Here is an 18,008-nt window from a genome sequence, read left to right as displayed (position 1 = left end):
CGTGACCGGTTCCCGCCTCACCGCACTGCGACCTGCTGCTTTCGGCGCCGATCCGGTCGGCGCGCGACTGGAGCGGATCCTCGCGTCACCCAACTACGCCGACGGCGTCTTCCAGAACCCGGTGGGTGCCCGCTCCACGCCCAGCGGGGGTCTGCTCAAGGCGCTGCCCGGCAACATGCGCAAGGAGGCGCGGGCGCTGCGCAGGCCCGCCGCCCCCGTGCCGGTCCATCCGACGACGCTCGCCGACCTTGCGGCGCCGCCGGCGTCGGGGCTGCGGCTGACCTGGATGGGCCACTCGACGGTGCTGGCGGAGATCGACGGCCGCCGTGTGCTCTTCGACCCGGTGTGGGGTGACCGCTGCTCGCCGTTCGCCTTCGCCGGGCCCAAGCGGGTGCACCCGGTGCCGGTCCCGTTGAAGTCGCTCGGCACGGTGGACGTGGTGGTCATCTCGCACGACCACTACGACCACCTCGACATGCCCACCATCCAGGCGCTGGTCGGCACGGACACCGTCTTCGCCGTTCCGCTCGGCGTCGGCGCCCACCTGGAGCACTGGGGCATCGACCCCAAGCGGCTGCACGAACTGGACTGGAACGAGTCGACCGAGGTGGACGGTCTGACCCTGACCGCGACCCCGGCCCGGCACTTCTGCGGCCGCGGCCTGCGCGGCCGCCAGCAGACCCTGTGGGCGTCCTGGGTGGTGGCGAGCGGTGACCACCGGATCTATCACAGCGGCGACACGGGGTACTTCCCCGGCTTCGCCGAGATCGGCGCGCAGCACGGCCCGTTCGACGCGACGATGATCCAGATCGGCGCCTACAGCGAGTTCTGGCCCGACATCCACATGACGCCCGCGGAAGGCATGCAGGCGCACGTGGACCTGTCCGGCGGCACGCCCCACGGAGCGATGCTGCCCATCCACTGGGGCACGTTCAACCTCGCCCCGCACCCGTGGGCCGACCCCGCCGAGGGCACGCTCGCGGCGGCCAGGGAGCTGGGTGCGAAGATCGCCACCCCGCGTCCCGGCGCGCCGTTCGAGCCCTCGGCCGACCTCCCGGACGACTGGTGGTGGCGCTCGGTCGCCGTACCGCCGGCGGGCGGCTGGCCGCAGTACGCGACTCCGGCCGCCGACGCGGCACCGGACGCCTCGGATGCCGTATCCGAGGCCTCGGACACCGCGACCAATGGTGCTGACGACACGGGCGGTGCCGACGGTGCCGAGGACTACGAGGTGGCGCGTCCCAGGTAGGTGAGCGGCCCCGGGTCCGGTACCGCGATCTCATGGAAGCCCATGCGGTCGTAGAAGTACCGGGCCCGGACGTTCGCCGTGGCCATCCCCAGATGGACCGACCCGACGCCCGCCGCGGCCAGCGCTCCGAGGAACGTCTCCATCAGCGCCCGCCCGTGGCCCGCCCCCTGGTGGCCGGGGAGCAGATCGATGTGCAGATGTGCCGGATACGGCGCCAGCTCCGGCACGAGCATCCGCTCCGGCCGGTGCAGCAGGTCGACCATCGTTCCGTGCGGGGTGGCCGGCACCGGACCGGTGAGCTCCGGGTAGCGGTCCGCCACCTCCGGCAGCCATTCGCTGCGGAACCGTTTCACGAAGGCGGCGGTGTCGGCCGTCCCCAGGATGTAGCCGACCGCGCTGCCCTGCCCGTCGTCGACCACGAAGGTCAGCTCCGGCTCCAGCCGCGCGTACGGGGCCGCGAAGATCGTCCCCAGCAGATCGTGGTCGGGATAGTACGGCCGGGCGTCCTCGCCCTCCTGGCCGGTGCGTACGCAGATGTCGTAGAGCGCGGGCAGGTCCGTGGGGCGGTAGGGCCGGATCATGTGGTCTCCAGGGCGCCGAACGTGAAGGAGAAGGTCACCGGGGCAGCGGTGAGCCAGTACTGCGGCAGGGCCCCGGGCCCGCAGGACCCGCTGCCGATGCCTTGCTGCCCATGGTCCAGATTGAGCCAGATCGTCTCGGACGGCGTGAGGTCGTAGGTGTGCTCGGCCGTGTCGAGCTGCTCCCCGGTCCAGCGCCGCGCGGTGAACCAGAAGTCCGGGTCGCCGGTGATCAGCAGCCCCTGCCCGTCCTCGCGGCGCAGCCGCGCCCAGCGGACATCGGCCCGCGCGCCGTTCTCCTGCGGCCTGACGTAGGGCGTCTGCAGCGCGTCGACGGTGCTCGTGTACCGCCCGATCCGGGACGCGGCCCGGGTGTCGGGATACGCCTCGCCGGGACCGCCGCCGAACCATTCGACGCCGTTGAGGCTGCCGCAGACGCCCAGGCGCAGCCCGATCCGCGGCAGCGGGACGGTCCACTCGCCCTCCGGGGTGACGTCCACGGTGAGCCGCAGCCGATCGTCTGTCGCGGTCCAGGTGAAGACGGTGCGCAGGCCCAGGTCCCCGGCCGCCGGTGCGACCCGGGTGGTGACGGTCAGTGCGTCGGCGCCGATGGTGACCCCGTCGAGCCGGTGTCGCATCCGGTGCAGGCCCGCCTCCCGCCACCGCCGGTCCAGCTGGATGTCGGGGTGCCGGCCGGAACCCGCGTCGTTGTCGGTCGGTGCACGCCACACGTCCAGCCGCGGCGCTCCGGCGATCTGGAAGTGCTCCAGGTACTTGAGCGCGCCGGTGACGGCGTCGAACGTGCCGGGCCCGAGCAGCACGACGCCGCCCTCGGCACGGCGCGGCGCCTTGATGCGTGCGGCTTCTCTATGGGCGGCTTCGGCCGGGGCCGCTGAGGTCGGGGCCTCGGTGGTCGGGACCTCGGTGGTCGGGGTTGTGGGGGCCGCGGGTGCCGCTGCGGCGAACTGGCCCCAGGCCACCTCGTGCCCGGCCGGTGCCCAGCCGGTGTCGTCGGCCAGCGCCGCCCGCACCGTCCACCAGGCTTCACCTTCACCTGCCGGTGAGCCGGACCCGCCGCCGGGTGCCCGGGGCAGCTTCAGCTCCGCAGTCGCGCCGGGTGCGAGCACCGGGACCTCCAGATCACCGGAGTCGACTGCCTCGCCCTCCACCTCGTACGTCCACCGGAAGGACAGCGACGACAGATCGGCGAAGTCGTACCCGTTGGTGATCCGGACGATGCCGGCCGCGCCGTCCCCGTCGATCCTGACCGGCTCGATGACCTTCTTGTACTCGATCAGACCGGGAGAGGGAGTGCGGTCGGGGAACACCAGCCCGTCGCAGACGAAGTTGCCGTCGTGCAGTTCCTCGCCGAAGTCGCCGCCGTAGGCGAAGAACTCCACACCGGAGCGGGTGCGCTGCCGCAGCCCGTGGTCGATCCACTCCCAGACGAATCCGCCCTGGCAGCGCTCGTGCGCCTCGAAGAGCCGCTGGTACTCGCTCAGCCCGCCGGGACCGTTGCCCATGGCGTGCGCGTACTCGCACAGAAGGAACGGCAGGGCGCGGCGCTTCGCATCCAACTGGGCATCAGGAAGGGGGAGTTCGGTGCGGCGCCCGATGAGTTCGACTTCGGCGTGGTCGGCGTACATCCGTGAGTACACATCGGTGTCCGCGCAGGACGGATCGCCCTCGTAGTGGATCGGACGGTCCGGATCGCGGTCGCGGATCCACGACGCCATCGCCGACAGACCGCGACCGGTCCCGCACTCGTTGCCCAGCGACCACATCACGACGGACGGATGGTTCTTGTCGCGCTCGACCATGCGCGCGGCCCGGTCCAGCAGCGCGGGCGTCCAGCGCTCGTCGTCGACCGGATTGCCGCGCCAGCCGATCACTTCGAAGCCGTGGGTCTCCAGATCGCACTCGTCGACGATCCACATCCCCAACTCGTCGCAGAGGTCCAGAAAAGCCGGATGCGGCGGGTAGTGGCTGGTGCGGACGGCGTTGATGTTGTGCCGCTTCATCAGCACCAGGTCCTGCCGCATCGTCTCCAGATCCAGCACCCGGCCGTGGTCGGGGTGGAACTCGTGCCGGTTGACGCCCCGCAGGAGGATCCGGCGGCCGTTGACCTTGAACACCCCGTCCTCGACGGCCACCGTCCGGAAGCCGATCCTGAGCGGGATCCGCTCGCCCTCCGTGGCCAGTTCGGCGTCGTACAGGCGCGGTATCTCGGCGGACCACGGCTCGACGGGCACGGTCGCGTTCTCCCCGGTCGCCAGATCCAGGCCGAGCTCCGGGACGCTGACGCTGCCGCCGGGCTCGCAGTCGACGCGCAGCGTTCCGGTGCCGGTGGTGTGGTCGTAGTCGGCATGCACGAAGAAGTCCGCGACCGATCCCTCCGGCCGCTCGATCAGCGTCACCTCCCGGAAGATCCCCGGGAGCCACCACATGTCCTGGTCCTCCAGATAACTGCCGGACGACCACTGGTGGACGCGCACCGCCAGTACGTTCCCGCGCGGTCGCAGCAGCTCCCCGACCTCGAACTCCACCGGCAGCCGGCTGCCCTTGAACGTGCCCAGCTCCGCACCGTTGAGCCACACCCGCGCGCACGACTCCACACCGTCGAAGCGCAGCAGCGCCGCCCCGCCCGGCCAGTCGTCCGGCAGATCGAAGGAGCGTCGGTGGTCGCCCGTCGGGTTCTCGGTCGGAACCCGCGGCGGATCGACGGGGAACGGGTACACCACGTTCGTGTACGCGGGCGAACCCTGTCCCTGCAGCGGCCAGTGCGCGGGCACCGGCAGCAGATCCCAGCGGGTGGCGTCGAACTCCGGCCGGGCGAAGTCGTCACCGTGCGCGTCGGCGGTCCCCGACAGCCGGAACCGCCACGCCCCGTTCAGACTCACGTACCGCGCGTCCGACGTACTCCACCAGGCCCGCGGCGGCAACGCGCCGCTGCCGGGGGAGGGGTCCTCGTAGTAGGGGACAGCCGCGGGACGCAGCGCCTCGTGCATGGGAGTTGCTCCTCACCTGGACGACACCGGACTTCGACATTATCGACATCAATGACAACGGACATGCACGACCCGGGGCATGGACCCCCGCGCCGACCGGCATGGCCCCCGCCGACCGCCGACCGCCGACCGCCGACCGCCGACCGCCGACCGCCGACCGCCGAACCGAGGGCACAGGGCCAGCCTGCCCCCTCGGTCGGCGGCAGCGGAACCCGATGGTGAAATCGGCGGGCCGGGCGGCCGAGCCGGACGGGGTGGATGGCGGGTCAGACCGTGAGCGCCGTTCCGTCGGGGAACGAGACACGTACGCCGTCGCCGCCGTCACCCTCGAGGACGGTCACGGCGACCGCTTCGCGCAGCGCCCGCGGATGGACCGTGTCGCCCGACAGCGCGACGAGGGTGACGTGGACGCTGCTCCCGCCGGGGTGCGGTCGGGAGCTCAGGCACGGGGCGGCCGAGTGCGGGCCGAACGCGTTCGCCTCCACCTCACGGTGCACCGCGGCGGACCCGTCGCCGTCCTCGTCCCAGCCGTACAGACCGACCAGCGCGCTGGAGAGGCCGTCCGCGGTACGGGCACACGCCCACCCCCGGCCGCTCTCGCCCCGTGGCGGCTCGGTCCCCGCGACCGCGTAACCGCCCTCCCGGACCGTCACCCCGGCCGGGGCTTCGACGCGGTGCACGCGCACTTCCCACGGCCCGTGCAGAACGCTCGTCGTCTCGATCCGGTACTCCGCGGTACCCGGGTCCGTTCCGGGATCGTGGGCGGCAGAACCGGTTCCGGACCCGGTTCCGGACCCGCCGTCGGCCGGGGCGCCGTCGCCCGCCGGGAAAGTGACGGTGTGCCAGGAGGACGCGGTCCGGCCCGCCGCCGTCAGCGGGTGGATCCGTCCCCGGTGGGAGGGCGTGCCGTCGGGGGAGACCAGCGCGAGGTGGCTGTCGACACGGTGCCGCCAGGCGTGCGGGGCGGCGTTCGGCGCGGTGTGCGTGGTGTAGCCGAGCTGGGCGTAGTGCGGGTCGTCCGCGCCGCCGGACGGTTCGAAGCCGTAGTGGTCGCTGCCGTGGTTGACCAGCCGGACGATCCCGTCGTGCTTCGTGCCGTGCAGCAGCCAGCCGGGTGCGGGCAGCGCCGTGTACTGGTCGGCCTCCTCGACCGGGAGCGCGAGCTCCCGCTCGGTCCACACGGGGTGGTCGGCGGGCAGCAGCAGTCCTAGGAAGCCCTTGCTCGCCCAGTACGGGGACCCGGGGCCCGAGTACCCCTGCGTGCTGGGAAGGAACGGCTCGTGCCAGCCGAGCGACAGCAGCCCGCGCTCGTCGGGCACCCCGCGCTCCACGAAGTGCCGCAGCACCCCGGAGGCGAGCCGCCGCGTCACCCCCGGCTCCAGCGGGGTCGCGTCGGTGAGCGCCCCCATCCACACCGGGGCGACGGAGGCGAATCGGTACGTCAGCGAACGTCCCTGGTGGACCGGGGCGCCGTCGCCGCTGAAGAAGTGCGGGTAGGTCGCCAGGAACTGGGACAGCCGTTCCTTGTAGACCTTGGCGCGCCCGCCGTCCGGTTCACCCGCGATCCGCGCCCACAGCAGTGGGTACAGATGCATCGCCCAGCCGATGTAGTAGTCGAAGTTGCGGCCGTCCCCGTCGCTGTACCAGCCGTCGCCGACGTACCAGTCCTCGATACGGTCCAGCCCGCCGTCGATGTCGGACTGGCTGAACGGCGCGCCGACGGAAGCCAGGAACTGCTCGGACACCACCTGGAAGAGCCGCCAGTTGTTGTCGTGGGTGCGGCGCCCGACGAAACCGGAGAACCAGTCGACGACCCGCGCCTGGACCCGTTCGTCGAGCCGGTCCCATATCCACGGCCGCGTCTCGTGCAGCGCGATCGCCACCGACGCCGCCTCGACCATCTGCTGCGAGCAGTCGGTCAGCGCGGGCCAGGTCTCACCGCTGTCCGGATCGGTACCGGCCGTGAGCCCGGCGGCGTACCGCTCGATGAGCCGCGTATCCACCTCCCCGCCGGCCCCCGCGATCCGGAACGCGGCCAGCAGGAAGGAGCGCGCATAGCCCTCCAGCCCGTCGGACACCACCCCCGACCAGCTGTTGCGGCCGGGCAGCCGGTACTGCGCGAAGCCGGGGGAGGCGTACGGCACCAGCCCGTCGAGCATCCGGTCCGCCACCGCCTCCCAGTGCGCGCGGGTCCAGCCGGTGCGGGGTGAACGCACGCGGTCGGTGGGGGGCAGCGTGAGGAACGGGGGCAAGGTCACATCAGCTCCGAGGTGAGGTGTTGACCGAGATAGTAAGCGGTTACTAGGTTGAGGCCAACCCTATTCACCGACTGCGGATCGCGGTCGGAAAGTGGGTCTGTCCTTCGTCTGTCCTTCCGTTCTCGCTCCTCCCGTCGCTCCCGTTCCTGCCCGGCTCGCGCGGGGCGCCTTCCGAAGGGACCGCCCATGACCAGTTCCCAGCCGCCGGGCGGTCCGGCCTGCGGCGCGCATCCCGCGAACGCCCCGGCTCCCGCCATGCATCCTGCAAGCGCCCCGGGCGCCGGCGCCCCGCATCCCGCAAACGCTCCTACGCTGCCCCAGCGGCCGGACGACGACCTCCGCATCGGCGTCATCGGACTGGGCCTGCGCGGCAGCCTCGCCGAAACCGCGCACCGGCCCGGGGCGGGAGCGCGCGTCACCGCCGTCGCCGACCTCGACCCCGCCGTCCGCGCCGAGGCGGCAACCCGCTTCCCGGGCGCGGCCGTGACGGACGACCACCGTGCGATCCTCGGCTCCGCCGACATCGACGCGGTCCTCGTCCTCACGCCCGACCACACCCACGCCGACCTCGCCTGCGAGGCGCTGCGCGCCGGCAAGCCCGTCCTCGTCGAGAAGCCGCTGGACATCACCGTCGAGCGCTGCGACGCGATCCTGCGCGCGGCGTACGAGACCGGCACCCGCCTCTATGTCGGCCACAACATGCGGCACATGCCCGTCGTCCGGCTCATGCGCGACCTCATCACCCGCGGGGACATCGGCGAGGTCAAGACCGTCTGGGTACGGCACTTCGTCGGTCACGGCGGCGACTTCTACTTCAAGGACTGGCACGCCGAGCGCCGGTACACCACCGGTCTGCTGCTGCAGAAGGCCGCGCACGACCTCGACGTCCTGCACTGGCTCGCCGGCGGGTACACCCGCCAGGTCCAGGCGCTCGGCGACCTCATGGTCTACGGCGCGCCGGACGCCGACCGCCGCGCCCCTGGCGAGCCCAAGGCCGCCGGCTGGCTCGACGACGACAACTGGCCGCCGCGCTCCCAGCGGGATCTCAACCCCGTGATCGACGTCGAGGACGTCTCGCTCGTCAATCTGCGCCTCGACAACGGCGTCCTCGCCGCCTACCAGCAGTGCCACTTCACCCCCGACTACTGGCGCAACTACACCGTCATCGGCGATGCCGGCCGTCTGGAGAATTTCGGCGACGGGCCCGGAGCGGTGGTCAAGGTCTGGAACGCGCGCCGCTCCGGGCACCGCCCGGAGGCCGACGCCGTCCACCCCGTCCCGGATCTCCAGGACAACGCCTTCCACGGCGGCGCCGACCCGCTCCTCATCGACGAATTCCTGCGCTTCGCGCGCGACGGCGGACCCACCGACACCTCACCCGTCGCGGCTCGTATGGCGGTCGCCGCCGGAGCCCAGGCCACCGCCTCGCTCCGCGACGGCGGCACCCCGCGCACCGTCCCGCCGCTCGACGCCGACCTGGCCGCGTACTTCGCCGCGCACCAGTCCCGTCCATACCGGACCGGTCCAGACCAGCCCCCGAGAACCAACTCCCTTGCGGTGCTTGACGATTGATGTCGGCCGCTGGGATCATCCCCCACCGGGAACCAGGGGTACTGGATCGGTCACGGTGGGTATAGGGGCAACGGGTATGCGGATGAACGGACTTACGGGCGTGGGATTTGTTGCCGCCGAACCGATTCCGGGCCTCAAGGGGCCATGGGCCTTCGTTCTCATCGCGGTGGTCGTCATCATCATCGCCGTGATCGCGGTGCTGCCCCTGATCATCGACGTCCGCCGGGCCACCGCGTGGCGCCAGCAGCTCACCGACGAGCTGATCGGCCAGGCGGCCACGAGCAGCGACGTCCGTGAACTGCTGCGCGACCTGCGCGAACCGCGCGGGGTGCGCGGTCTGACCCGCAGCATCATCGCCGTACTGATCCTCGCCCTCGTCAGCTTCGCCCTGGCGGTCGCGATGCTCTCCTCGGGCGGCGACTCCGGCGACCTGCGCAAGACCATCGTCACGTCGCTGATGACGGTGCTCGCCACCGTCGCAGGCTTCTACTTCGGCTCGCTCGGCGCCCAGAACAGCGCCGACGACGCCGTCCGCCGCGCGAACCGCACGCGAGCCCGGCCCGCGGACCCGGCCGGCCCGCAGACCGGCGACGACGTCCGCCCGCCCGCCCCGGAGCCGCCGGTCGCGCCCGCTCCGCCTGGCGCACCCGATCCGAAGGTGCTGACGGAGCCGGGAGGTACGCCGGTCCCGGCCCCACGGGAAACACCCTGAGCAGGTGTCTCCGCCACCGTCATCGTCACCGCCGCCGCCCCCGCATCCACGGTGGGAGGGCCGGGCAGGTGTTGGTGCAGGTGATGGTGCCGGGCATCAGTAGTCCGCCGTCGTCCTCGTCATTGCTGCCACCGGCGAAGTCCAGCTCACCCGACCCACGGCCAGTGCGCGTCTCGTCGGGAACGCCTCGGGTGTTGCAGCCGTCCCGGCAGCGGCCGCATGGCCCGGAACATACCGACGCAAACAGAAAGTCTCCGCCCTATACGGTCTGATTACGGCGCGTCGGTGCCCGCCTGGTTCGCCTTCACCCAATCGGCGTGGTCCTGCCAGGCATACAGATCGGTGCCCTTGAGCACCACGTTGTAGGCCCCGCACGCCGCGGTCCCCTCCTTGTCCGTGCCCTTCGGGAACCAGTCGGCCCTGAGGTGCGCCCGCCCGCTGCCCGCGCCTTGCTTGCAGCCCGCCGGCAGCTTCCCGTCGGCGAGCGTCGCCTTCAGCAGCCGGTCGCCGCCCGTGGTCGACATCCGGTACTTCACGGCCGTCGCCTCGTCCGGCAGCCAGCGCGGAACCGAGTCCCGGGACTTCTTGGCCTCGCTGCCCGAGGAGTACTCGGCCTCCGCCAGGTGGCGCCCCTGGTACCAGTCCACAACCTGCGGCATGGTGAGCGCCGCCGCCACGAGGAGGCCGAGGCCGCCGACGGCGAGTCCGAGGACGACGGGCTTCTTGGTGGCCATGCGGCGGGGTCCTTCCCTGGGTGACGCCCTGGGTATCGGGCTCTTCCTGCCCATCCTGGCGGCCGCGAACCGCCAACGGATCGCCCGCGAGAAGGGTTGGAACCCCCCTCTTGAGACTGACGGTCGTCAGCCACGAGAGGTACACCTTGGTCAGGCGGCGAACGCAGAAGCGACCCGGTGCGGAAGCCCGCACCGGGTCGCAGCCAGGGGCCGAATACAGATCACAGCAGTTCAGAGACCTGCGAAGGCCGATCGGAGATCGGCCGGACGCCTGTCCGATATCTCTAGGACATTCGTCAGAGCTTGCGCCACCGCGCCATGGCGAACGAGAACGCGCCGAAGAGGGCGAGCCCCACCGCGATGGCCACCAGGAGCCAGGGCCCGGCCGGCGTCTCCCGGAAGGACCGCAGCGTGTCGTCGAGCCCCTTGGCCTGGTCCGGGTCGTACTTCACGGCCGCCGCCACGGCGAACCCGCCGGCCGTCGCGAAGACGACGCCCCGGCAGACCCCGCCGGCGACCCCCAGGAACTCGACCACCTGACGCGTCCGCCGGGACATCTCGCCGACCTTCAGATGCTTACGGAACTTCCGCTGCCAGGCCCGGACCACGATCCACAGACCGGCCGCGGCGAGCGCCACCCCGGCGATGCCCACCAGCCACTGGCCCAGGGGCAGGTCCAGCACCTTCGCCGTCCAGTCCTTCGACTGCCGGTCGCTCGATCCGCCCTGGCTTGCGCCCTCGGAGGCGGTCCTCGCCAGCGCGAAAGCGATCACCGAATACGCGGCCAGCCCGTAGAACACGAAGCGCCCGCCCGAGGCGAGCCGCTTCGACGTCTTGTGCCCGTCGGGCCCGGCGGCCCCGAAGAGCGCCTCGGACAGCCGCCACAGCGCCATGCCCACCAGCCCGAGCCCGACCACCCACACCATGACCTTGCCGAACGGCTGCCCGGCGATCTGCTCGACGGCGCCGCCGCGGTCGGCCTGCTTCCCGTTCCCACCCAAGGCGACCTGGATCGCCAGCGCGCCGATCAGTACGTAGATCACGCCGCGCGTGGCGATCCCCCACCGTGCCGCCCACTCGACCGCACTACCGCCTGCCGCGGCCCGGCCCGCAGTCCTGGCCCGCCGTATCGAAGCATCCACGCCCGACCTCCCTCGTCGGACGGGCGTCTGCCCCGGCCCCCACCCCGGAAACGCCCGCCCGCCCGCGGCGGCCCGGCCTCAGACACCGTCCACCCGGAACGGATCATGCTCCGCGAGCAGCTTGTCCAGCCGCGCCTGATCCACCCGGCTGACCACCTGCCCCACCTCCTGCCGGTCCCGCACACACTTGGCCAGCGTGAACGCCGAGGTCACCAAATACATCAGCCCCACCCCCAGAAACGCCCGCACCCAAGCCCCGACCGGCAGGTACGCCACCCCCAGCCCCATGCTCCCCAGCGCGATCCCGAACGAAATGGCCGCCTGCGCGAAGTACGCCGCCGTCGTCTGCTGCTGAATCGGATTCGTCATGCCCCCAGCCTGAACAACTGTGGCCCACGCCACATGAGTACACCTACTCAAACTTCCCCCCACCCCCCTCCCCACCAAGATCGCCCCACCGACCCAAAGGCGTGAGCAGACACCGCCCCAAGTGCGGTATTGTTCTCATGCGCGGTCAGCCCGGGGAAACAACCCCAGAACGACCGAGCACCGGGACGTGGCGCAGCTTGGTAGCGCACTTGACTGGGGGTCAAGGGGTCGCAGGTTCAAATCCTGTCGTCCCGACGGTGCATGCGGGCTTCAAGCCCAGGTCAGGGCCCTGTTTCACTTCGGTGAGACGGGGCCCTTGATCGTTTTCAAGGGCGTGCGTCTCACAACTTCTCACATCCGTTTTCCGCCGGCATCAGCCCAGCAGTTCGACCAGCTTTTCCGAACCTGCCTTGAGGCTCTGCGGATCGGGATGCACGTAGAACCTCTTCGTGAACGACAGGTCGCTGTGCCCGGCCCAGGCCGAGACCACCGTGTCGGGCACGCCGTTGTTCGCCATCCACGACAGACACGCGTGCCGCGCGTCGTACAGCCGGACCTTGCGCACGCCCGCCTGCTTCATCAACCGGTACGCCTCCCGCCGGAGCTTGTCCGTCTTCCACGGGCGCCCCAACTCGTCCACGAGGACGTAGCCGCTGTCCTCGTAAGTGGCGCCGGCCGCAGCCTTCTCCTTGGCCTGCAGATCACGGAACGCCTTGAGGGCTTTCAGGACGGGCGCCGGCAACGGAAGCGTCCGCTTGCCCGCCTCCGTCTTGGTGGATTTCTCCACCACCTTGTTGCGCTCGCCCTTCGCCAGGCTCCGGTCGTAGACGATGGTCCGGGTGTTGCCGACGGAGATGGTCTCGGCGTCATCGAGATCGACGTCCTCGGCCCAACGCGCTCCGCACACCTCCGCGGGGCGCTCGGCGATCAGTGCCAGCATCATGGCGGCGAACAGCCGATCGTCCTTGATCGCCTCCAGGAACGCCTTGACCTCCACTTCGTTCCACGGGGGACAGGACACCTTGAGGGCGGTCGCCTTGAGCCTCGCCTCACGCGAGACGGTGACGTGCTCGGCGACATTTCGCACGACCAGCCCGCGCCGCACGGCGAGGGTCAGCGCCGCCCGCAGCCTTCCCAACGTCAGACGCACGGCCCGGATCCCGAGACCGCTGCCCGGTTTCCCGCCACGCCGCCGTCCGCTGGTGACCATCCAGTCGATGAAGCCCTCGATGTCCTCCTCCCTCAGCTCCTGGAGCGCCTTGTGTCCCAAGTGGACGCGGGCGGGAAGGATGGCGTTGGCGTAGTTGGAGGCTGTTCCCTCCTCGACATCACGTGTCGCAGATTTGAGCCAAATGTCGAGAAGGTCGCCGAGCGTCATCTTGCTCGGTGCGACGTAGGTGCCGGCGTCGCGCTGATGCCGGATGCGGGAGAGTTCGGTGACGGCATCCTTCTTGGTATCGAAGGTCCGGGTCAGCTGCTGCCGCTTTCCCTCGGCGTCGTGGCCGATGTCCACGACAAGCCGATAGCGACTGCGCCCGTCCTTGTGGGTGATCTTGCGTATGGGTTCCTTCATGTCTCTTCCCTGGTGCTGAGATGTACGGCCACGGCAGCCGCGCCAGGTGGGGCACGGCTGTGGTGTGGTCGCCGCTCGCGTGAAGGGGTGGACGTGTTGAAGCGTGGGTTCATATGTGCGGCGGCCAGCTCATGCCCGTGACCGTGTAACCGCTCGTGTACGGGCGGGGCCCGGGCAGCGGTTCACTTGGCCTTCCCGGAGTCGATGTCGTCGATGAAGGCAAGCGCGGCAGGCAAGGCCGGCGGCATGAGGCCACGCTCGCGCATCGTCGAGCGGAACTGGTGCAGCTCGCGACAGTCGTCGAAGGCGAGCTGCTCGTAGCCGGCGGCCGTTTCCAGAAGGGTCTCGCGCCGGGCGGGATCAAGGGTGACGTTCGCCTTCTGCCGCCTGTCCTTCGCGAGATTCGTCGACACGCGTGCGGCGGCGACAGCATCGCTGTGAGACCGGAAGGTGTCGAGAAGGTCGCGTGGCGTGCCCTGGGCAGCGGCCGTGGCGATGGGCTCCTCGCCGGTGAACCACGCTGCCGCATCCCACGTCGATACCTCCTCGCCCGGCATCACCTCCACGGTGCCCGCCGTGCCGAGGGGGTACAGCAGGATGATCGGCGGGATGCCCAACACCCTTGCGAGGACGAGGAATTCGGCCAGATCCACCGAGTGGCGCCGGCCGTTCTCCAAGTTGGTGATCGTGGTGCCCGCCACGGGCAGACCAAGAGCCGCACAGCCCTCTGCCAGCTCCGCAACAGTGAGCTTCGCGGCCTTGCGGGCGCCGCGGATCGCCGTGGCGACCCGGGCGGTGAGCTGTGCTGACCAATCCAAGGGCTTCATGGAGACAATTTATGCTGCCAGAATGTGTAGCTGCAACTCCATGGTACAAATTCCTCCCCACGAGGCGGGCCGATCGAAGCGGAGAACATCATGAGCACACAGGTCACGCTCCAAGGCCCCGCCACCCGGGATGAGCTTCTGAGGCTCCCCGCGGCAATCGACCTGGACACCGCCAACCGCGCCTTCGCCCTGGGACGCTCCGCCGGCTACGTCCTCGCGAAGCGAGGGACCTACCCATGCCGGGTGCTGAAGCTCGGCAACGCCTACCGCGTGGTCACGGCAGACATGCTCCGGGTCCTTGGCATCGCTCACTCGGCGGAGGAGTCCACCCTCAACCGGGCCGAATAGGTGCTCGCCTCGCGCAGCGTCGTTTTCGCGTCTGTCGCACTGTGCCCCGACCACGGTCACCGTGGGGACGGATGGCTCCGACAACCTCGCCCCTGCGAATTTCTGAGGAAGGCGGTATCGGGTATCCGACTCTAGAGCAGGTGAGCCATCGGAACCCCACTTGGCCTGACAATTACTGGGACCTTGGCGTAGCCGAGGGTCTCAAACTCTGCCCAAGGTCCCACGAGGGTGGTTGGTTGATCCGCGATGCATCCCGTCGCGCAGTTCATCGGTCGGCACGCAGCCCGTGTATGCGGCGCTGCCTTGCTGACGATCCTTCGGGCTGCGGGGCAGCGAGCGGTTGAAGAGCTCGGTGCTCGTTGGTCCACTGAGTGTTCATAGAACTTTGCCGAGTGTCTCCTTGAGTGCGAGAGCCAGGGTGCTACAGATTGCCGGCCCATGAAGGGACGGGGCCAGGTGTGAACGTCGCCGAGAGAGAGCCGCAGGGGGCCGAGCAGCCGCTGGGCGAGCTCGGGGGAGAGGTCTTCGACGGCCAGGGCGGCGGCTGCGAAGGCTGTGGTCTTCTGCTCGTTAGAGAAGGCCTTCGTCTTCTTTCCGTGGGAGCGTGCGGCTCGGTCGAGGGCGTCTTCGGCGTGTCCGATCAGCGCGGAGATCAGCGCGGATCTCGGCGTGGTGTGGCTGGCCAACGTTGCGAGGTCCCTGGCTTCTTACCAGGCGCGATCCTGATAGCCGGACGGCCACGCCTGGTTATATGAACGACGCATGGCGAGGATCTCCTGCCATGCGGCCCGCTCAATGCGGGCTATGAGGGCGGCTGCCGTGCGGCCCTGCGGGCCCAGCGCCCACCAGGCCGGTACCTGGCGCCAGATCTTCTGGTGCCAGTTCGATCCCTTGCTGTCTTCGTCGCCGGCGGGAACGAGGGTGACGATCCACAGCCCGAAGGGGAACTCGGACACGAACGGTAGGTAGGACGAGCCTGTGGAGTGGGGCGCGGCTCGGTGCCACGGCTGTTTACGGCGGCGCAGTAGGACCCTCTGCCCCCCTCGACGGGGACTGTGAACCCATCGCGCAGTGCGGCGGCGTAGTCGACGCCGTCGCCACCCAGGCCACGGCCGGACGGCCGGGTCAGTTCCACCCCCAGCCGTCGGGTAGGTCCGCGGGGGAGATACCTGCAGAAGCCCATTGTTCCCATCCCAGACCCGCCATCTGCCCCCCTTGACCGTCCGGCTCATCATCGCGGACGTCCGGCAGGAGCGCTGCCAAGCGATCGCCGCGGTTCGGCGGGCTCGTGGCTTGCACTCGGGGGTGTGGAGGGGCGCGGGATCCGGCTGTGGGGCGTGAGCCCCGGAACCGGCCCTGGGCTGCGCCGCGTCCGCCCGCCACAGCTGGTACTTCAAGCCGAATTAGCATGCGGATGAACGGCGATGACCCCTACCGTTAGTCGGGTGACCAACATCTGGACTCCACTCTCTACACGCCAGGGCGCGGACCAGCCGCTGCGGGACGATGTGCCCGCCGCCCTGGAGACGGCTCTGCGCGGGTGGATCGAGGAGACGGTCCGCGACAGCTCGGTGTCCGAGCAGCGCCTGCTGCTCCGCTGCGACCTGGTCCGTGACCCCAACCCCGCCTTCGAGCCCTCCAATGACATCGACGACATCGAATTCCTCGCCTGGTTCACGCCCACCGAGAAGCTGCTCGACGTCGTCGACGCGACCCTCAACCTGCTGCCCACGGGCTCCATTCCGACGGTGCGGACGTTGCCGAGAGCGTCGAAACCCACCGCATTCGAAACGATGGCTGACGTCATGGGCCAGATGACGTTCACCAAGTATCGCTCCCCCCTGCAGCAGCTGCTCGACGACGGCCGGTCGGCCTACACCATCCGTACCGATGGCCGCGCTCTGATGCGCAGGGTCGACAGGACGGTGGCCGCGCTGGTGGGCGCCGCTATCCACGCCGCCGAGCAGCCCAACCGTGGTTCCGCCGGTGTCCAGCTCCGCCGCGCGTACCACGCGGCTTATGCCCTGCGCTCGGATCCTGTGCGCGCGTACAGCGACGCGATCAAGGCTGTCGAGTCCGCAGCTCAGGCGACTTTGGAGCCGAATAACCACAAGGCCACCCTGGGCACGATGCTCGGCGCGCTGCTGCAGATCGGTCCCCAGCTGGAGGTCGCGGTGCCGGGAAGGACCGACGTCGAAGGGCTGGAAACCGTCCGGTCGATGATGTCGATGCTGTGGGACGGCCAAGTCAGCCGCCACGGGAGCCAGCAGGCCATCCCGGAAGAGACTCTCGAGCAGGCCCGCATGGCCGTGGACATCGCCACAGTGTTGGTGCGCTGGTTCTCTGCTGGTGCCATCCGCCGACGCTGATACCAGCCAGGCTTCTCACGTTGGGTGGCACGTTCTCATTCTGGTCGCATCTACCGGTACACCCGCAGCGACCGGTTCCCGCCCCTGCACCTGCTGCAGCGGCGCCTGGAGGCGCCCGCCGACGTCGACGGCATCGCGGTCTCGATGTTCGCCACGACGCTGCCCCGCCTGCAGAGCGGCGAGCCGTCGTGGGTCCGCTTGGCACCGACGAACGAGCCGCGGACGGGAGCGGTACCCGGAGCCGGTGACGTGGCCAGGCTCGGGTCGTTGAACCAATGTTCACGTGCACAGCGAAGCCCCGGGTCCTCATGGTCCCGGGGCTTCGCGTGCCGTGTGGGGTCAGGAAGCCTTCGGCTCGGGCCCGGAGGGCCTGAACGTCTTCCAGACCCAGTCCCCTTCTTCGAGCTGGGCCATCAGGACGCGGTCCTCCTCATCCGGGTCGTCGGTCGCGTCACGCGCGTCCCGTCGCGCCGAACTGATCGCGAACAGCAGGTCGACGTTGAAGCCTTCCGGCAGCAGCGGGGCGTTGGGGCCGCCGTCGCTGACGTCGGCCAGTAGCGTGATGTTGTCCGAGCCGAGTTCAGTGGTGCGGACCTGGTGCTCGTTGGCGCTCAGGTAGGTGATGGCGTCCGCCCGGACCAGGACGCTCCTTTCGCCCGTGGTGTCCTTGTTCTTCCGCATGATCCAGACGGTCGTCACGCTTCCCCTCCCGGAGGTTACTGATCGTCTCGCAGCACGGAGATGCCCTGCTCGCCGAGGTTGGACGGGTCGGACGCGTTGAGTACACCGGAGGTCCCCCCATCGGAAGGGGCTCCGCCGGTCCGCTCAGGGCCGTCAGCCGATGATCGAGTGCCCGAAGGCGACTGTGACGCCGAAGGCGGCGCCGCCGGCCAGTACAGCAGTGGCCAGTGGGCTGTGGGCGGCATAGGTGAGGAACCCCGCGGCCACGGCGGTCTGCAGACTGATCAAGAACACCACCGCGGCGCGCAGGCTCAGCAGCGGTTCCGGAGCCCGGACGTTCCTCTCCATCAGTTCGCCTTCGGAATCTGAGACTTGGTTCGCACCACGATCTCCTCGCCGAGTCGATGGAGCTTTCGTCGGACCCGTTCGCCCATGGCAGGATCCACTCCGGCCAGCGGAGACGCCTGGCGCCAGTTGATTGGAGCGTTCTCGGCCCAGATACGTGCGACTTCTTGTTCGGAGGCCCGGAGTCGGCTAGTGCGTTGTCCAGGAACGTTGGCCGGGTGTGATTAGGCGGCTTTGGGTCGT

At 70.1% G+C, this 18,008-nt stretch carries 16 protein-coding genes and 1 tRNA gene; 6 read left to right on the top strand and 11 right to left on the bottom strand.

Going from position 1 to position 18,008, the window contains the following annotated elements; translation table 11 throughout:
* Position 1: 1 nt before the first annotated feature.
* Positions 2-1,249 carry an MBL fold metallo-hydrolase gene (locus C6N31_RS36470; RefSeq protein WP_138358274.1) on the top strand — a complete coding sequence of 416 codons (1,248 nt, stop codon included), beginning with the start codon at positions 2-4 and terminating at the stop codon, positions 1,247-1,249.
* Here C6N31_RS36470 and C6N31_RS36465 read toward each other — a convergent pair.
* From C6N31_RS36465 to C6N31_RS36455, 3 genes are all read right to left on the bottom strand, one after another.
* The gene (locus C6N31_RS36465) at positions 1,225-1,830 is read right to left on the bottom strand and encodes a GNAT family N-acetyltransferase (RefSeq protein WP_138358276.1); all 606 of its coding nucleotides are present in this window, start codon (positions 1,828-1,830) and stop codon (positions 1,225-1,227) included. The genes C6N31_RS36470 and C6N31_RS36465 overlap by 25 nt on opposite strands.
* Entirely contained in the window at positions 1,827-4,835 is a 3,009-nt protein-coding gene (locus tag C6N31_RS36460) for a glycoside hydrolase family 2 TIM barrel-domain containing protein (protein ID WP_138358278.1), read from the bottom strand. Before C6N31_RS36460 ends, C6N31_RS36465 begins: the two co-directional genes overlap by 4 nt.
* Before the next feature lie 266 nt (positions 4,836-5,101).
* A complete protein-coding gene (locus C6N31_RS36455) occupies positions 5,102-7,093 on the bottom strand; it encodes a DUF2264 domain-containing protein (protein WP_138358280.1) in 1,992 nt (663 codons plus the stop codon).
* A gap of 186 nt (positions 7,094-7,279) precedes the next feature.
* Between C6N31_RS36455 and C6N31_RS36450 the strand changes: the two genes are divergently transcribed.
* Positions 7,280-8,665 (top strand): Gfo/Idh/MocA family protein, encoded by a 1,386-nt coding sequence (locus tag C6N31_RS36450; RefSeq protein ID WP_232486098.1) that lies wholly within the window; start codon positions 7,280-7,282, stop codon positions 8,663-8,665.
* 100 nt (positions 8,666-8,765) lie between these two features.
* The gene (locus tag C6N31_RS36445; RefSeq protein ID WP_138358282.1) at positions 8,766-9,377 is read left to right on the top strand and encodes a hypothetical protein; all 612 of its coding nucleotides are present in this window, start codon (positions 8,766-8,768) and stop codon (positions 9,375-9,377) included.
* Positions 9,378-9,649: 272 nt separating this feature from the next.
* Here the strand turns inward: C6N31_RS36445 and C6N31_RS36440 are convergent, their stop codons facing one another.
* The 3 genes from C6N31_RS36440 to C6N31_RS36430 all read right to left on the bottom strand — a co-directional run bounded on the left by C6N31_RS36440 (position 9,650) and on the right by C6N31_RS36430 (position 11,622).
* Positions 9,650-10,111, bottom strand: a complete 462-nt coding sequence (locus C6N31_RS36440; RefSeq protein WP_138358284.1) for a hypothetical protein — start codon at positions 10,109-10,111, stop codon at positions 9,650-9,652.
* A gap of 296 nt (positions 10,112-10,407) precedes the next feature.
* Positions 10,408-11,253, bottom strand: coding sequence for a DUF1206 domain-containing protein (locus C6N31_RS36435; protein WP_187145073.1), 846 nt, complete (start codon positions 11,251-11,253; stop codon positions 10,408-10,410).
* Between the two features lie 78 nt (positions 11,254-11,331).
* Complete coding sequence (locus tag C6N31_RS36430; RefSeq protein ID WP_138358286.1) at positions 11,332-11,622, bottom strand: YiaA/YiaB family inner membrane protein; 291 nt, start codon at positions 11,620-11,622, stop codon at positions 11,332-11,334.
* A gap of 181 nt (positions 11,623-11,803) precedes the next feature.
* Here C6N31_RS36430 and C6N31_RS36425 point away from each other — a divergent pair.
* Positions 11,804-11,877 (top strand) — tRNA-Pro (locus tag C6N31_RS36425).
* Between the two features lie 118 nt (positions 11,878-11,995).
* Here C6N31_RS36425 and C6N31_RS36420 read toward each other — a convergent pair.
* Both C6N31_RS36420 and C6N31_RS36415 read right to left on the bottom strand, forming a co-directional pair.
* On the bottom strand, positions 11,996-13,195 hold the full coding sequence (locus C6N31_RS36420; RefSeq protein WP_198359131.1) for a tyrosine-type recombinase/integrase: 1,200 nt from the start codon (positions 13,193-13,195) through the stop codon (positions 11,996-11,998).
* 182 nt (positions 13,196-13,377) lie between these two features.
* The gene (locus C6N31_RS36415) at positions 13,378-14,022 is read right to left on the bottom strand and encodes a helix-turn-helix domain-containing protein (RefSeq protein ID WP_198359130.1); all 645 of its coding nucleotides are present in this window, start codon (positions 14,020-14,022) and stop codon (positions 13,378-13,380) included.
* Positions 14,023-14,112: 90 nt separating this feature from the next.
* Here C6N31_RS36415 and C6N31_RS36410 point away from each other — a divergent pair, with 90 nt between their 5' ends.
* Positions 14,113-14,370, top strand: coding sequence for an integrase (locus C6N31_RS36410; RefSeq protein WP_198359129.1), 258 nt, complete (start codon positions 14,113-14,115; stop codon positions 14,368-14,370).
* Between the two features lie 707 nt (positions 14,371-15,077).
* On the opposite strand, the gene C6N31_RS36405 is transcribed toward C6N31_RS36410, so the two are convergent.
* Positions 15,078-15,326, bottom strand: a complete 249-nt coding sequence (locus C6N31_RS36405; RefSeq protein ID WP_198359128.1) for a hypothetical protein — start codon at positions 15,324-15,326, stop codon at positions 15,078-15,080.
* Positions 15,327-15,815: 489 nt separating this feature from the next.
* Here C6N31_RS36405 and C6N31_RS36400 point away from each other — a divergent pair, with 489 nt between their 5' ends.
* Positions 15,816-16,739 (top strand): hypothetical protein, encoded by a 924-nt coding sequence (locus C6N31_RS36400; protein ID WP_198359127.1) that lies wholly within the window; start codon positions 15,816-15,818, stop codon positions 16,737-16,739.
* Between the two features lie 339 nt (positions 16,740-17,078).
* Here C6N31_RS36400 and C6N31_RS36395 read toward each other — a convergent pair whose 3' ends face one another.
* A complete protein-coding gene (locus C6N31_RS36395) occupies positions 17,079-17,438 on the bottom strand; it encodes a hypothetical protein (RefSeq protein WP_198359126.1) in 360 nt (119 codons plus the stop codon).
* A gap of 135 nt (positions 17,439-17,573) precedes the next feature.
* Complete coding sequence (locus C6N31_RS36390) at positions 17,574-17,768, bottom strand: hypothetical protein (protein WP_232486097.1); 195 nt, start codon at positions 17,766-17,768, stop codon at positions 17,574-17,576.
* Positions 17,769-18,008 lie beyond the last annotated feature (240 nt).

It is taken from the genome of Streptomyces fildesensis, from assembly GCF_016107395.1.
Classification (GTDB): Bacteria; Actinomycetota; Actinomycetes; order Streptomycetales; family Streptomycetaceae; genus Actinacidiphila; species Actinacidiphila fildesensis.
This window is presented reverse-complemented; position numbering and strand designations above follow the sequence as displayed.

Excerpts from the sequence above, each read along its gene's own strand:
- C6N31_RS36465 (WP_138358276.1), bottom strand. The coding sequence starts at position 1,830 with ATGATCCGGCCCTACCGCCCCACGGACCTGCCCGCGCTCTACGACATC.
- C6N31_RS36450 (WP_232486098.1), top strand. The coding sequence starts at position 7,280 with ATGACCAGTTCCCAGCCGCCGGGCGGTCCGGCCTGCGGCGCGCATCCC.
- C6N31_RS36420 (WP_198359131.1), bottom strand. The coding sequence starts at position 13,195 with ATGAAGGAACCCATACGCAAGATCACCCACAAGGACGGGCGCAGTCGC.
- C6N31_RS36415 (WP_198359130.1), bottom strand. The coding sequence starts at position 14,022 with ATGAAGCCCTTGGATTGGTCAGCACAGCTCACCGCCCGGGTCGCCACG.
- C6N31_RS36430 (WP_138358286.1), bottom strand. The coding sequence starts at position 11,622 with ATGACGAATCCGATTCAGCAGCAGACGACGGCGGCGTACTTCGCGCAG.
- C6N31_RS36460 (WP_138358278.1), bottom strand. The coding sequence starts at position 4,835 with ATGCACGAGGCGCTGCGTCCCGCGGCTGTCCCCTACTACGAGGACCCC.
- C6N31_RS36410 (WP_198359129.1), top strand. The coding sequence starts at position 14,113 with ATGAGCACACAGGTCACGCTCCAAGGCCCCGCCACCCGGGATGAGCTT.
- C6N31_RS36440 (WP_138358284.1), bottom strand. The coding sequence starts at position 10,111 with ATGGCCACCAAGAAGCCCGTCGTCCTCGGACTCGCCGTCGGCGGCCTC.
- C6N31_RS36390 (WP_232486097.1), bottom strand. The coding sequence starts at position 17,768 with ATGGAGAGGAACGTCCGGGCTCCGGAACCGCTGCTGAGCCTGCGCGCC.